This is a genomic window from Rhizobium sp. BK619 (assembly GCF_014195245.1).
GTDB classification, from domain to species: domain Bacteria; phylum Pseudomonadota; class Alphaproteobacteria; order Rhizobiales; family Rhizobiaceae; genus Rhizobium; species Rhizobium acidisoli.
This window is the reverse complement of the sequence record NZ_JACIBH010000007.1, coordinates 24,695-38,778: the sequence shown is the minus strand read 5'-3', so window position 1 is coordinate 38,778 and position 14,084 is coordinate 24,695. Positions and strand designations below refer to the sequence as shown.

Annotated in this window: 11 protein-coding genes and 1 riboswitch; of the genes, 6 read left to right on the top strand and 5 right to left on the bottom strand. The window is 62.3% G+C overall.

Going from position 1 to position 14,084, the window contains the following annotated elements:
* Window positions 1-10 precede the first annotated feature (10 nt).
* Both FHX14_RS14480 and FHX14_RS14475 read right to left on the bottom strand, forming a co-directional pair.
* Entirely contained in the window at window positions 11-2,395 is a 2,385-nt protein-coding gene (locus FHX14_RS14480; RefSeq protein WP_184377609.1) for a phosphoketolase family protein, read from the bottom strand.
* Between the two features lie 72 nt (window positions 2,396-2,467).
* Window positions 2,468-3,646: an acetate/propionate family kinase gene (locus FHX14_RS14475; RefSeq protein ID WP_179612291.1), complete on the bottom strand. Its 1,179-nt coding sequence runs from the start codon at window positions 3,644-3,646 to the stop codon at window positions 2,468-2,470.
* Between the two features lie 291 nt (window positions 3,647-3,937).
* Between FHX14_RS14475 and FHX14_RS14470 the strand changes: the two genes are divergently transcribed.
* Complete coding sequence (locus FHX14_RS14470) at window positions 3,938-5,539, top strand: inorganic phosphate transporter (protein WP_184377608.1); 1,602 nt, start codon at window positions 3,938-3,940, stop codon at window positions 5,537-5,539.
* Window positions 5,540-5,548: 9 nt separating this feature from the next.
* Here FHX14_RS14470 and FHX14_RS14465 read toward each other — a convergent pair whose 3' ends face one another.
* Window positions 5,549-7,120 (bottom strand): bifunctional diguanylate cyclase/phosphodiesterase, encoded by a 1,572-nt coding sequence (locus FHX14_RS14465; RefSeq protein WP_003590375.1) that lies wholly within the window; start codon window positions 7,118-7,120, stop codon window positions 5,549-5,551.
* A 409-nt stretch (window positions 7,121-7,529) separates the two neighbouring features.
* Window positions 7,530-8,084, bottom strand: coding sequence for a histidine phosphatase family protein (locus tag FHX14_RS14460; RefSeq protein WP_184377607.1), 555 nt, complete (start codon window positions 8,082-8,084; stop codon window positions 7,530-7,532).
* A 55-nt stretch (window positions 8,085-8,139) separates the two neighbouring features.
* A riboswitch (adenosylcobalamin (AdoCbl) riboswitch) is annotated at window positions 8,140-8,282 on the top strand.
* Between the two features lie 12 nt (window positions 8,283-8,294).
* Here FHX14_RS14460 and FHX14_RS14455 point away from each other — a divergent pair.
* From FHX14_RS14455 to FHX14_RS14445, 3 genes are read left to right on the top strand one after another with little or no spacing between them, the layout of a single operon-like run.
* Window positions 8,295-8,504 carry a CbtB-domain containing protein gene (locus FHX14_RS14455; RefSeq protein WP_184377606.1) on the top strand — a complete coding sequence of 70 codons (210 nt, stop codon included), beginning with the start codon at window positions 8,295-8,297 and terminating at the stop codon, window positions 8,502-8,504.
* A gap of 13 nt (window positions 8,505-8,517) precedes the next feature.
* Window positions 8,518-9,264 (top strand): CbtA family protein, encoded by a 747-nt coding sequence (locus FHX14_RS14450; protein WP_184377605.1) that lies wholly within the window; start codon window positions 8,518-8,520, stop codon window positions 9,262-9,264.
* A 50-nt stretch (window positions 9,265-9,314) separates the two neighbouring features.
* The gene (locus FHX14_RS14445) at window positions 9,315-9,944 is read left to right on the top strand and encodes a hypothetical protein (RefSeq protein WP_184377604.1); all 630 of its coding nucleotides are present in this window, start codon (window positions 9,315-9,317) and stop codon (window positions 9,942-9,944) included.
* Here FHX14_RS14445 and FHX14_RS14440 read toward each other — a convergent pair.
* Window positions 9,929-10,591, bottom strand: a complete 663-nt coding sequence (locus FHX14_RS14440; RefSeq protein ID WP_184377603.1) for a sulfite oxidase-like oxidoreductase — start codon at window positions 10,589-10,591, stop codon at window positions 9,929-9,931. The genes FHX14_RS14445 and FHX14_RS14440 overlap by 16 nt on opposite strands.
* Before the next feature lie 111 nt (window positions 10,592-10,702).
* On the opposite strand from FHX14_RS14440, the gene FHX14_RS14435 reads away from it, so the two are divergent.
* Together FHX14_RS14435 and FHX14_RS14430 are read left to right on the top strand one after the other, a co-directional pair.
* Entirely contained in the window at window positions 10,703-12,577 is a 1,875-nt protein-coding gene (locus tag FHX14_RS14435) for a sensor histidine kinase (RefSeq protein ID WP_281414170.1), read from the top strand.
* Complete coding sequence (locus FHX14_RS14430; RefSeq protein ID WP_184377602.1) at window positions 12,574-13,908, top strand: sigma-54 dependent transcriptional regulator; 1,335 nt, start codon at window positions 12,574-12,576, stop codon at window positions 13,906-13,908. Before FHX14_RS14435 ends, FHX14_RS14430 begins: the two co-directional genes overlap by 4 nt.
* Window positions 13,909-14,084: the final 176 nt, after the last annotated feature.

The window sequence follows — 14,084 nt, the reverse complement described above, 5'->3', positions numbered from 1 at the left end:
CTCGAATCCGTTATGCCGCCGGCCACGTCCAGCTCTGCACCTCCGGCATGTCCTCGCCATACTCCCTGACATAGTCGTGATGCTTCGCAAGCTGTCCACGGAAGGCGGTGAGTGCATCCGATGCTTTCTCCTTCAAACCCGGGACTCGCTCGATCGCTTCGATGGCGAGGTGGAAGCGGTCGAGTTGGTTGAGGACGGTCATGTCGAAGGGTGTCGTCGTCGTGCCCTCCTCGATGAAGCCGCGGACGTGGATGTTGCTGTGGTTGGTGCGTTTATAGGTCAGGCGGTGAATGAGATAGGGATAGCCGTGATAGGCGAAAATCACCGGCTTGTCCGATGTGAAGATCGCATCGAAGGCCTCGTCGGTCAGGCCGTGCGGATGCTGATCCTTGGATTGCAGTGCCATCAGATCAACGACGTTGACGGTGCGGATCTTCAGCTCGGGGATGGCCTTGCGCAGGAGGTCGACGGCAGCGAGCGTTTCCATGGTCGGCACGTCGCCGGCGCAGGCCATGACGAGGTCGGGAGAAATCGTGTCTTCCTCGTTGCTCGCCCAGTGCCATATGCCGATGCCGGCCTCGCAGTGTTTCACCGCTTCATCCATCGACAGCCATTGCGGCTCCGGCTGTTTGCCGGCGACGATGACGTTGATGCGGTCGTAAGTGCGCAGGCAATGGTCGCCGACCCAGAGCAGGGTGTTGGCGTCCGGCGGCAGATAGATGCGGACGATGTCGGCCTTCTTGTTGGCGACGAGATCGACGAAACCCGGATCCTGATGGCTGAAGCCGTTATGGTCCTGGCGCCAGACATGCGAGGTCAGCAGATAGTTCAGTGATGAGATCGGCTTTCGCCATTCGAGCTCGCGCGTCACCTTCAGCCATTTGGCGTGCTGGTTGAACATGGAATCGATGATGTGGATGAAGGCTTCGTAGCAGGAGAAGAGGCCGTGCCGGCCCGTCAGCAGGTAGCCTTCCAGCCAGCCCTGGCAGAGATGTTCGGAGAGCACCTCCATGACACGCCCGTCCCGGGAGAGGTGGATATCGTAAGGTTCGATACCTTCCATCCAGATGCGGTCGGTGACTTCGAAGACGCTGCCGAGGCGGTTGGATTCCGTCTCATCGGGGCCGAAGATACGGAAGTTGGCGGCCTCCGCGTTGCGCTTCATCGTGTCGCGCAGGTAATGGCCGAGGATCTCCGTCGACTGTACCATGGCGCTGCCGCGTTTGCCGATTTCGACCGCGTAGTCGCTTATATCGGGAACATCGAGTTCTTTGCGCAGCAAGCCGCCATTGGCATGGGGATTGGCGCCCATGCGGCGCTTGCCGACGGGTGCCAGCGCCTGCAGTTCGGGCTTCAGCCGGCCGTCGGCGCCGAAAAGATCTTCCGGATCGTAGCTGCGCATCCAATCCTCGAGGATCTTGCGGTGGCCATCATCCCCGCGGCAGTTGGAGACCGGCACCTGATGGGCGCGCCAGAAGCCTTCCACCTTCTTGCCGTCGACCTCCTTTGGGCCGGTCCAGCCTTTGGGGCTGCGGAGCACGATCATCGGCCAGCGCGGGCAGCCCTCCGCGGCCTTGCCGTTGCGGGCCTGCTTCTGGATCGCGTGGATGCGGTCGAAGACCTCGTCCATTGTCGCGGCCATCTGCTGATGCATATCATGCGGTTCATGGCCTTCGACGAAGAAGGGTTCGTAGCCGTAGCCTTCGAAGAGACGTTTGAGGTCATCACCATCCGCACGCCCGAGAATGGTCGGGTTGGCGATCTTGTAGCCGTTCAGATGCAGGATCGGCAGCACGGCGCCGTCGCGGGCAGGATTGAGGAATTTGTTGGATTGCCAGCTGGCGGCGAGCGGCCCGGTTTCGGCCTCGCCATCGCCGACGACGCAGGCGACGATGAGGTTGGGATTGTCGAAGGCGGCGCCATAGGCATGGACGAGGGCGTAACCGAGTTCGCCGCCTTCGTGAATGGAGCCGGGGGTTTCCGGCGCCACATGGCTCGGAATACCGCCCGGGAAGGAGAATTGCCGGAAGAGCTTGCGCATGCCTTCGGCATCCTCTGATATGTCAGGATAGAGCTCGCTATAACTGCCTTCGAGATAGGTATTGGCCACCATGCCCGGCCCGCCATGGCCGGGGCCGCATATGTAGATGACGTCCAGGTCGCGGGCGCGGATCAGACGGTTCAGGTGCGCATAGATGAAGTTGAGGCCGGGTGTCGTGCCCCAGTGGCCGAGCAGGCGGGGCTTGATGTGCTCCGGTTTCAGCGGCTCGCGCAGCAGCGGATTGGCAAGCAGGTAGATCTGCCCGACCGAGAGATAATTGGCGGCCCGCCAGTAGCGGTCCGCGAGGGTGAGTTCGGCGTCGGTCAGGGCGGCGGTCGAGACATGCTTTTCCATGGGTTTCTCCCGTTCGAAAACGTCTTCAACGTCTGTTCTACCGGCTGGCGCCGGCATGTTGTTTGATCTCGATCAGCCAGTGCCAAGAATGGACAGCGCCTCGTCGGCGATGACCTGCTCCTCATCGGTGGCGATGACGTGGGCGGTGATACGGCTTTCCCCAGTGCTGATCGTGAACGCATTGGCGATGTTGGCCTTTTCGTCGATCGCAAGACCGAGCCAGGAGAGTCGCTTTGCTACGCCGGCGCGGATCTCCGGCTGATGCTCGCCGATACCGGCGGTGAAGACGACGGCATCAAGACCGCCGAGCGTTACAGCCATGCGGCCAATTTCACCGGCAATGCGCAGCGTGAAGAGGTCGATTGCCAGGCGCGCTTCGGGCCGTGCGTCCTTTAAAAGGTCGCGGGCATCGGCGCTGATGTCCGATAGGCCGAGCAGGCCGGAACGGTGATAGAGCAGGTCCTCGATTTCTTCGAAGGATTGTTTCCGCTGACCGGCCAGATGCAGAATAACGCCAGGATCGAGTGCCCCTGGGCGCGTCGCCATCGGGATGCCGTCGAGCGTCGAAAAGCCCATGCTGCAGTCGCGGCTGACGCCTTGATCGAGCGCACAAAGGCTAGCGCCGCTGCCGAGATGGGCGACTGCCGCTTTTGCCGCGTGCGGCGCCTTGCGGGTTAGCTCGCCGGCGATGAATTTATAGGAAAGGCCATGAAAGCCGTAACGCTTGATGCCTTCCGCATGCAAGGCACGGGGAATGGCGAAGCGGCGAACGAGATCGTCCTGGGTGGCATGGAAGGCGGTGTCGAAGGAGGCCGTCTGGACAAGATGCGGTTTCAGATGCGCCAGCGCGCGGATGAAACGCAGCGCCTGCGGCTGATGCAGGGGTGCCAGCGGCGTCAGCGCATCGACGGCATCGATTGCGGCGGCGTCGAGGGCGATTGCGCTGGTGAAACGGTCGCCGCCATGGACGACGCGGTGGCCGGCGGCGCGGGTGGCGGCAATGTCGAAATGATCGGAGAGAAGCGCGAAGGCCTCATCGATGACACCGTGCAGGTCTTCCGTCACCTCGGACTTCAACGGCATGTCGACTGTCTGTGCTCCCTGGCTCAGACCGAGCGAGAGCGGTTCGGCGCGGAAATCGATTACACCCTTGCCGATGCGCCGCGCCTCGGCGCCATCCATGGCGAAGACGCCGATCTTGACGGTCGAGGAACCGGCATTGAAGGTCAGGAGGAGGTCGGTCGATGACATGATCTTCAGGGGCTCCGCGCGGAGGTGAGATGGCCGAACTTAGCGCCGGGGCTGCGGACGGGAAGGCATCTGTTCGCCCCTGGCTTATTTTGTCGCTGTGTAGCCTATCACCGTAACCGGCTTGGACTGTGACGCTCATCCCTCACGAATGCGCGGGCGGCAAGCCGGTAATGGCCAATATCGACTGATGTCAGTGCCTTAGATGGCGAACCAGACAGGCGTCATGAGAGCTTCACGCTGCGGAATTATTAACAAAAGGCAAATTTGCAAAACGGAATAAGGAACTATGCCATGGCCGATATTGCCCCCAGCCAGGTTCATAGCGACACTTCCCACCCGCTCCACAGCTCGAATTCATCAGGCAAATGGTTCTTGCCGCTCTTCGCGCTCGTTCTGGTCTGCGGTCTTGGATATGTCGCCTATGCACTCGGACGCGACCTGACAACCGCAGTTGCAGTTCCCTGGATTCTCCTGGGCCTTGCGCTGCTGATCGCGCTCGGCTTCGAATTCGTCAACGGTTTCCACGATACGGCCAATGCCGTCGCCACCGTCATCTACACCCGTTCGATGCCGGCCGAATTCGCCGTCATCTGGTCGGGCTTCTTCAACTTCCTCGGCGTGCTGACTTCGAGCGGCGCCGTCGCCTTCGGCATTCTGGCGCTGCTGCCGGTGGAACTGATCCTGCAGGTCGGCTCCGGTTCCGGCCTTGCCATGGTCTTCGCGCTGCTGATCGCCGCGATCGTCTGGAATCTCGGAACCTGGTATCTCGGCCTGCCGTCGTCGAGTTCGCATACGCTTGTGGGATCAATCATCGGCGTCGGCCTCGCCAACCAGTTCCTGGCGCCGGCAGGCACGGCGACGAGCGGCGTCGACTGGTCGCAGGCGACCAATATCGGGCTGTCGCTGCTGATCTCGCCGCTGATCGGCTTCGGTCTTTCCGCTGTTCTGCTGTTGGTGATGAAGCTGCTGGTGCGCAACAAGGCGCTCTATGCCGAGCCGAAGGGCAACCAGCCGCCGCCGCTCTGGATTCGCGCGATCCTGATCTGCACCTGCACCGGCGTCAGCTTCGCCCACGGCTCCAACGACGGCCAGAAGGGCATGGGTCTGATCATGCTCATCCTGATCGGCCTGGTGCCGACGGCCTTCGCGCTGAACCGCACGCCTGATGTGAACTATCTCGAAGCCTACAAGTCGGCATCGGTCCAGGTCGAAACCGCGCTCGCCAAATATGTGAGGCCGGGTGTCGCCGTCACCGACTACAAGGCCGAGGTCAGCAACGCCGTCAAGAACAAGACCTGGACGGATGCGACGACACCGGCCCTGCAGCAATATATCCATCAGACAAGCGCCGAAGTCGCCGCCTTCCCGACGCTCGAAGCGGTGCCGACCAATCTCGTCGGCAACGTCCGCAACGACATCTACCTGATCGGCGAGGCGCTGAAGCTGATCGACAAGCAGAAGCTGCTGCCGATGGATGCCGGCGATCTCTCGGCGGTCACGAACTACCACAAGGCAGTCGACAATGCGACGAAGTTCATCCCCCTCTGGGTGAAGGTGGCGGTCGCGATCGCGCTTGGCCTCGGCACGATGGTGGGCTGGAAGCGCATCGTCGTCACCGTCGGCGAAAAGATCGGCAAGACGCATCTGACGTACGGTCAGGGCGCGGCAGCCGAAGTCGTGGCGATGGTCACCATCGCTTCGGCCGATCACCTCGGCCTGCCGGTCTCGACCACGCATGTCCTGTCGTCAGGCGTCGCCGGCACCATGGCGGCGAACGGTTCCGGCCTGCAATGGTCGACCGTGCGCAACATGCTGATGGCCTGGGTGCTGACGCTGCCGGCCTCGATCGCGATTGCCTTCGTGCTCTTCGTGATCCTGCGCCAAGTCTTTTAAGCCATAGCGTCAGGCCGTGGAGGCCAGACTGGCATTGCGATCGCTGATGAAGATGCCCGCCTCGGCGGCGGGCATCGCCTTGCCGAAAAGATAGCCCTGGCCGATGTCGCAGCCGAGCTGCAGCAGGAAGGCGAGCTGCCCGTGCTCCTCGACACCCTCAGCGGTGGTCTTGATGTTGAGACTCCGGCCGAGGCCAAGCATGGCGCGGACGATCTTTTCCTGACGTTCGTCGCCGCGATAGGTGGCGATGAAGCTTTTGTCGATCTTGATCTTGTCGAAACGATAGCGGGCGAGCTGGGCCAGGCTCGAATAACCCGTGCCGAAATCGTCGAGTGCGATCTGGATGCCGGCCGCGTGGAGTTCATCAAGGATGACGGCGGCGATGGCCGGATCCTGGATCAACGCGTTTTCGGTGATCTCCACTTCCAGGCGCTGCGGCGGCAGCCGGCTTGCCGAAAGCACCTTGAGAATGCGCGACGTCAGCAGCCTGTCTTCCATCTGTACCGGCGAGACGTTGAAGGACAGCATCACATGGTCCGGCCAGGTGAGTGCGTCGCTGCAGGCCTGGGCGAGAAGATCCTCGAACAAGGCCGTGATCATCCCGGTTTCCTCGGCGATATCGATGAAGACCGGCGGCGGGATGTTGACGCCGTCCTCGCCGATCCAGCGCGCCAGCGCCTCGAAGCCGCAGAGCTGACCGGTCTTCAGGTCGATCAGCGGCTGATAAAAGGGTTTGATCGCCTTGTTGGAGATTGCGGCACGTAGCCTGGTTTCCAGCGCAGCGCGTTCCGCTACCTTGTCCTGCATAGCCGGTTCGAAAACCAAATAATGGTTGGGGCCGCGTGATTTCGCCTCGTACATGGCGAGGTCGGCCCGATGAGCGGCATCCTCCAGCGGTTCGGTTCCCTCGGCCCAGCGGTCGTAGCCGACGCTGGCGCCGACTTCGACGGCAAAACCATCGATATGGATCGGCCGGGTGACCGCCTGGATCAACAATTTGGCAAAACGCTCCTCGCGCTGCGCCGTCAGGGCAAAGGCCACAATGATGAATTCGTCGCCGCCGAAGCGATAGACGCAATCGGCATTGCCGAGCGCGCAGATCCTTCTGGCAACCTCGATGAGCAGAATATCGCCGCCCTTGTGGCCGACGAGATCGTTGACTTTCTTGAAGCCGTCGAGATCGACGGAGAAAAGCGTGACGTTCTGGTCCCACTCCTCGATCTGGTCCTCGTCGTCCTTGATCGGCCGTGACAGGATCTTGCGTTCGAAGGCGTAGCGGTTCGGCAGCTTGGTCAGATGGTCGTGAGTTGCGGTCCAATCGGCCTTCGCCTGGGCGGCGGCGCGCAGTTCCGTTTCCTTGCGCAGGTCGGCAATGCGCAGCACCGAATAGATGAAGCTCATGGCGCCGGCGATGCCGAGAGCCAGAACGAGTTTGTCGGCACCATATTCGCCGAAACCGGTCATGAAGAAGACAAGGCTGTCGTCAAGCTGCAAAAGCGCGCCGAGGAGCCAGAGAGTTATCCCAAGCCCGACGATCGATACGCATTGCCTTCCGGCCCTGCTCTGGAAAAACACCGGCATATGGCCTTCTCCATCTCCACCCTATGCCGGACTATCATGGAAGTCTGAAATGTTCGTTGAAACCAGAAGGCGAATTTTTGGGGACAGCAGCCTGTTGCTGCACCGTCGAGAGACGGACGCGCTTCTCGTGACGCGGGGAAGGGAAAGAACGAAGGCGAGCGTGCTGGTGCATCGCTCGCCCTTTCTCGTGTTTCAGGCGGTGACCATCAACAGCGGAACGCTGACGATGAGACCGACCAGAACCGTGATTGTGGCGACACGCATTAAACGCAGGCGACGCGTGCGCTCCCCACTCCAATCATATGTCATGTCTTCCATCTCCTTGGGACAAGGAAGTAGTCCCGGCGAAACCGGGTTCAATAGAGATGACGCGATTTGCTTGTGTAAGGCTGGATAAGATGAGGGATCGCTAATGCGGGAAGCGCAGAGACCAGCGCCGTCCGTTGCTGGTCATGCGAATGACGGCGAGCGGCTCGATGTCGACGAGCCAGAAGGAGGAGGGCGGCGCCTGGAGCGCATGCGTGATCGCTGTCCGGATGACGGCGGCGTGGCTGACGGCGATCACATGGCCGCCGAGGGCGGTCTCATTGTCCATCCAGTTGGCGACGCGTGTTCGAAGATCAACAAGGCTCTCGCCGCCGTGCGGGACCGTTTCCGGGTTCGTCATCCAGGCCATGAGGTTCTCCGGCTCCTCGGCCTCGATCGCCGCGATCGACTTGCCGGCCCAGCGGCCATGATCGCAATCGCCAAGTGCAGGGTCTATGCGAGCTTGAAGGCCGAGCGCGTCGACAGTCTGGCGGGCACGCAAAGCCGGGCTTACGGCAATACGATCGGCGCGGGGCAGGGCGACCATCCTGCCGGCTTCCTCCGTTGCCTTGGCTTCCAGCGGTTCGTCGATCGGAAACAGGGCTTTGCGGCTCGCCGCCGTTGCACCATGGCAGATCCAGGTAAGGCGCATGTTCATACAGTAGGGCAGCCCTTGGCCGGCAGGTGAAGTATCGTTGACAGTGTCTTCGGCGTGCAGATATAACCGGGCTGTTGCGGGTTTGGAAGCCGGTGGAAATCCGGCGCGGTCGCGCCACTGTGACCAGCGTGTCGAAGGTTCTTCGCGCTGGAAGTCAGACCTTACCGCACAAGCACTCTTTCGACTGAACGCGTCATTCCGGAGGAATACATGTCTGACACCACTTTCGCGCCCGTCGCGGCACCGGCACCGATCCCAGTAGGAGAAATCCTGCCCTGGGCGATGTTCGGCGGCCTGCTGATGCTGATCGCCATCTATTTCGTCGGCACCGAGGAAGGCGCGACCGCGCTGTTCAACGGCATGTATGTGCACGAATTCGTGCATGACGCCCGCCACCTCCTCGGCTTTCCCTGCCACTAAGGGGGATACTGACATGGTCGGAAATCTTCTACTTCGCGGCATGCTCGCGGGGCTGATTGCTGGCATTCTGGTTTTTGCTTTCGCCCATATCTTCGGCGAGCCGCTGGTCGATGCGGCAATCGCCTTCGAGGAGGCGAGCGCCCAGGCGGCCGGCGAAGCTGCCGAACCTGAAATCGTCAGCCGGGCCACACAGGCCGGTCTTGGCCTTTTCACCGGTGTCATGGCCTACAGCGTTGCCGTCGGCGGTCTTTTCGCGCTCGCCTTCGCTTTCGTGCATGGCCGCGTCAGCAATCTTTCGGTGCGCGGCACCTCGGCGGTCATCGCCCTTGCCGCCTTCGTGGCGATCGTGCTCGTTCCCGCTTTCAAATATCCGGCCAACCCGCCGGCGGTCGGCAATGCCGATACGATCGGCGTCAGGACTGAGCTGTTCTTCCTGATGATCGTCGTTTCGCTCTCCGCCCTGATCGCCGCGGTGGCTCTGTCGCGCCGCCTCTCCCAGCGTTTCGGCCTCTGGAACGGCGCGATCATCGCCGGCATCGCCTATCTCGTCTTCATCGGCCTCGTGCTCTATCTGCTGCCGCCGATCAACGAGGTGCCGGAGAACTTCTCGGCCATGGTGCTCTGGCGTTTTCGGACGACAACGCTCGCCATGCATGCGATCCTCTGGGCAACACTTGGCCTTGCCTTCGGGGCGCTGGCGGAAAAGCGGCTTGCCGTGAAGGACGGGCAGCGGAGCCGGCCGGCGAGGGCCTTCCACTGAACGCATCGAGGGGCGCCGTTTTGCCGGCGCCTTTAGGTTTTCGGGCCACTATGAAAAGCTGCAGAACCATAACACTCCTGTCGACGGCTTTTGCCGCCGGTTTCTTTTGCCTGCCTGCTGAAAACGCCCTTGCGCATGGCCGCAGCGACGGCGGCAGCCATGCCGGCCTCGATATCCCTGAAATCTCGCATGGAGAGATGGCGGTGATTTCAGACTATCGCGGCCGAATTATCGACCTGGCGTCCCGCGCGGTCGATACGAACGAGCCGTTCCGGCGCATTCTGAACTATGCCGAAATCCAGTATTCCTACTGTCTCTGGGGCCGGATGCCGGGCAGCGTGGGCGACGAGGAGAGCCCATTCAACGAATGCGCCCATGCCTATCTGGCGGCGGCCAAGGCGGTCTTGCTCTCGATGCGCGAGATGCCGGGGGAGGCCGTTGCGGCTGATGAAATCATTTCCGCGGTCGATGCCGACATGGTGCGGCGCAGCCTGGCGCTCATCACCTGCCGGTTCAGCGGCGAGGCCTTCAACACCGCCGATGTCGTCAAACCACGCTGGAATAAGGTGCCGTTTCATCTAGCCAGCATGGCGTCGCTGACGGGGCTTGCCGCTCTGTTCGCGCTTGTGGTGTTTGCACTTCGCCACGGTCTGCGGCCGACGGCTCAATCGTCGGAATAGCGCTGCTCGCGCCACGGATCGCCATACATGTGGTAGCCGTTCTTTTCCCAGAAGCCGGCTTCGTCGTCCGGCATCAGCTCGATGCGGCGCAGCCACTTGGCGCTTTTCCAGAAATAAAGATGCGGCACGACGAGTCGCATCGGGCCGCCGTGATCCGGCGTCAGCGGTTGGCCTTCCCAGGATGTCACAAGGATTGCGTCCTCGGCGGCGAAATCGGCAAGCGGCAGGTTGGTGGTATAGCCGTCATAACTCGTCAGCATGACGTAACCGGCTTGCGGCTTCGGCATGGCGAGATCGAGCAGATCGCGGGTCGAAACACCCTTCCATCTATTGTCGTAGCGCGACCAGGTGGTGACGCAGTGGATATCGCTGACCTTGGTGCTCTGCTCGATCGCCTGGAAGTCGGCCCAGCTGAGGCTGAGCGGCGTTTCGACGAGGCCGCCCACATCGAGCCGCCAGCTATCGGTGGAGATGGCGGGCTGCTGGCCAAGATCGAGCACCGGCCAGTTCTTGACGAGGTGCTGGCCGGGCGGCAGGCGCTCGGTTTCAGGGCGGGCGATGCGGCCGGTCAGGAACTTGCCCTCAGCCGCCCAGCGCCGCTTGGAGCTGGTAAGCTTGCTGTCGGCGGGCGTGTTGTCGTCGCTCATGAGCGGAGCCTCCTTGCGATGCCGCAATAGGACATTCGGCCTGCCGGGTGTCAAGTTTCGGCAGGCTCTTGGAAATCCCTTTCGGCGTCACTAAACTTGAGACTGTCGGGTATGCCTCGCTGGGGAGTGGAGGCGGAAAGGGAGGAGCCGGACCTGTCTTCGAGATATCACGCGATAGCGGCGTTGTTGGTGGTGCCGCTGATCATCTTCGCCTTCTTCACTTATGGAAGCGCGATCGCGACGCGCGCCTATATGGGGGAGGCATCGGCGCAGGCGGGAACGGCGCTGCGCCTTGCCGTCTCGGCGCTCAGCGGCCATCTCAACCGCTACGAGGCGCTGCCGGCGCTGATTGCCGATCACGACGACATCAAGGAACTGGTGAGCGCGCCCGACGACACAGCCTTGCGCGATGCGGCCAATCTCTATCTCAAGGAGATCAACGGGCTGCTGAAATCCTCCGATATTTATGTGGTCAAGCCGGATGGAGAGACGATCGCGGCCAGCAATTACGACGGACCGGGAAGCTTCGTCGGACAGAATTTCAGCTATCGGCCGTATTTCCAGGATGCGATCGAAGGCCGCCAGGCGCGGTTCTACGCGCTCGGCACCACCTCGCTGAAGCGCGGCTATTATTTCGCTGCGCCGATCCGGACCGGCGCGGATATTCGCGGCGTCATCGTCTTCAAGGTCGATATCGACATGATCGAATCCTCCTGGGGCGGCGGCGAATACAAGATCTTCGTCTCCGATCCGGAAGGCATCATCTTCATGTCCGGCAGCCCGGAATGGCTTTACGGCGCAATCCTGCCGCTGACGGCCGACCGCATCGCACGCACGGAAGCATCGCGGCGCTATGCCAATGCCAGGCTGACAGAGTTGCCGGTGACGCGCCAGCGCTTCGAGCCGCATGAACTGATGACGCTCGCCGGCGAGCGGGGCTCGAGCGAATATCTGGTACTTTCGCACTACATGCCGGCCGAGGACTGGACGGTGAACGTGCTGATGGAGACCAGTTCCATCCGCACCCAGGCGCGCACCGCGCTGGCGGCAGTCTTTCTTATCCTCTGCATTGCCGGGCTCGCGGTCGCGGTTCTGCGCCAGCGACGGGCGCGGCTTACTGAGCGCATGCAGCTGCAAACGGAGGCCCGAAACGAGCTGGAGCGGCGTGTCGAAGAGCGCACGGCCGATCTTGCCCGTGTCAACAGCCGGATCGAAGAGGAAATATCAGAACGTCGCCTGACCGAGCAGCAGCTCCGTCAGACTCAGGCCGATCTCATTCAGGCCGGCAAGCTTGCCGGCCTCGGGCAGATGTCGGCTGCTCTTTCGCATGAGTTCAATCAGCCGCTCGCCGCCGCCAAGACCTATACGGACAGCGCCTCCGTTCTTATCGATCGCGGCCGGACGGAGGAGGCGCGGGACAATATCCGGCGGATCGGCGGGCTGATCGACCGCATGGCCGCGATCAGCCGGCACCTGCGCAATTTCGCCCGCAAACCGAATGAGAAGCTCGGCTCTGTTTCTCTCGATGAAGCGATGCATGACACGCTCGAGATCATCGCCTGGCGGCTGAAGGCGGCCGATGCCGAGCTCCGGCTTGATCTGGGAACCCGGCCGCCAGTGGTGCGTGCGGGTTCGGTGCGTCTGCAGCAGGTGCTGGTGAATGTGATTTCCAATGCGGCCGACGCGGCGGAAGGGTTGGAGGACAGACGGATCGAGGTTTCGGCCTTCGAGGAGGCGGGCAAGGTGGTGCTGACAGTGCGGGACCATGGGCCGGGCGTGCCGGCGGCGATTGCCGAGCGTATCTTCGATCCCTTCTTCACGACCAAGGGTGTGGGCAAGGGGCTCGGTCTCGGGCTGTCGATCTCCTACAATATCATCAAGGATTTCGGCGGCAGCCTTTCCGCGGCCAATCATCCGGAAGGGGGCGCGGTGTTCCGTATCGAGCTGCAATCGGCGGCGGGGCTGATGCCGGAGGCGGCGGAATGAACGATGCGAAGATCCTGCTGGTCGACGACGAGGAGGAATTGCGCCGCTCGACGGCGCAGGCGCTGGAGCTGTCCGGCTTTAGCGTCGAGACCTTTTCGAACGGCGATCATGTATTGGAATTGATCGGCTACAGTTTTCCCGGCGTCGTCGTCAGCGATATCCGCATGCCCGGCATGGACGGCATGACGCTGATGCAGAAGATCCGCGAACTCGACCCGGAAGTGCCGGTCATTCTGGTTACCGGCCACGGCGACGTTCAGCTTGCGGTGAAGGCGATGCGTGAAGGCGCCTATGATTTCATCGAGAAGCCGTTCACGCCGGAGATGCTGGCCGGCGTCATCCGCCGGGCGATGGAGCGGCGCGGCCTCGTGCTCGAAAACCGGCTGCTGAAAGCAGTCGCCGGCAAGCGCGACGATCTCGAAGCGCGGCTGCCAGGGCGCACGCAGGTGATGGTGGATCTGCGCTACCGCATCCGGGCGATCGGGGCGAGCGATGCCGATACGCTCGTTGTCGGCGAGACCGGGGCCGGCAAGGAAGTGGTGGCGCGGGCGCTTCACGATATCAGCGCCAGAGCGAGCCGGCCGTTCATCGCAATCAATTGCGCCGCGCTGCCGGCAAACCTGATCGAGAGCGAGCTCTTCGGCCATGAGATCGGTGCCTTTCCGGGGGCGGTGAGGCCGCGCTACGGAAAGTTCGAACATGGGCGCGGCGGCACCATCCTGCTCGACGAAATTGGCTCCATGCCCTTCGACCTGCAGGCGAAGTTCCTGCGGGTGCTGCAGGAGCGGGTGATTTCCCGGTTGGGATCGAATGAGACGGTGGCGCTCGACGTGCGCTTTATCGCCACGAGCAAGGTGGACCTGGAGGCGGAGGTGGCGGCGGGGCGCTTCCGCGCCGATCTCTTCTATCGGCTAAATGTTGCGACGCTGCATGTGCCGTCGCTGTCGCAGCGCCGGCCGGATGTTCCGCTGCTCTTTCTCCAGCTGGTGCGGGAGGCGGCGGCCCGCTATGGTCGCGACGAGGTGGCCGTACCGCCTGAGGTGATCTCCGACATCGCCCAGCGCGACTGGCCGGGCAATGTGCGCGAACTCAGGAATGCCGCCGACCGTCTGGTTCTCGGTCTCGACGATGGCGGGCCGCAGTCCGAGGAGGCGACCGGGCTTGCGGAGCGCGTCGCCGAATTCGAACGGGGCGTCATTGCCAGCGCGCTGGTGGCGCATGGTGGCAGCCTCAAGCCGGTTTATGAGACACTCGGCATTTCCCGGAAGACACTCTACGAAAAGATGCAGAAATACGGGCTCGACAAGCGGATGCTGACCACCGAAGGCTAATTCCGGCCGCGGCCCGTGTTCGCGATGGGTGGAAATCCACCCATCGCATCAGCCGTTTGTTTCCAAATCGACCCATGCTGCATCGCACTGTCGCAAAATCATCTCTCGGAAGTGGCTGCAATGATTGCGGCTCGGTTTTTCCCGGCGGCAAATAGGCCATGCCCGGCACGGAGGAT

Coding starts and splice junctions, on each gene's coding strand:
- FHX14_RS14480 (WP_184377609.1), bottom strand. CDS start 2,395: ATGGAAAAGCATGTCTCGACCGCCGCCCTGACCGACGCCGAACTCACC.
- FHX14_RS14475 (WP_179612291.1), bottom strand. CDS start 3,646: ATGTCATCGACCGACCTCCTCCTGACCTTCAATGCCGGTTCCTCGACC.
- FHX14_RS14470 (WP_184377608.1), top strand. CDS start 3,938: ATGGCCGATATTGCCCCCAGCCAGGTTCATAGCGACACTTCCCACCCG.
- FHX14_RS14465 (WP_003590375.1), bottom strand. CDS start 7,120: ATGCCGGTGTTTTTCCAGAGCAGGGCCGGAAGGCAATGCGTATCGATC.
- FHX14_RS14460 (WP_184377607.1), bottom strand. CDS start 8,084: ATGAACATGCGCCTTACCTGGATCTGCCATGGTGCAACGGCGGCGAGC.
- FHX14_RS14455 (WP_184377606.1), top strand. CDS start 8,295: ATGTCTGACACCACTTTCGCGCCCGTCGCGGCACCGGCACCGATCCCA.
- FHX14_RS14450 (WP_184377605.1), top strand. CDS start 8,518: ATGGTCGGAAATCTTCTACTTCGCGGCATGCTCGCGGGGCTGATTGCT.
- FHX14_RS14445 (WP_184377604.1), top strand. CDS start 9,315: ATGAAAAGCTGCAGAACCATAACACTCCTGTCGACGGCTTTTGCCGCC.
- FHX14_RS14440 (WP_184377603.1), bottom strand. CDS start 10,591: ATGAGCGACGACAACACGCCCGCCGACAGCAAGCTTACCAGCTCCAAG.
- FHX14_RS14435 (WP_281414170.1), top strand. CDS start 10,703: ATGCCTCGCTGGGGAGTGGAGGCGGAAAGGGAGGAGCCGGACCTGTCT.
- FHX14_RS14430 (WP_184377602.1), top strand. CDS start 12,574: ATGAACGATGCGAAGATCCTGCTGGTCGACGACGAGGAGGAATTGCGC.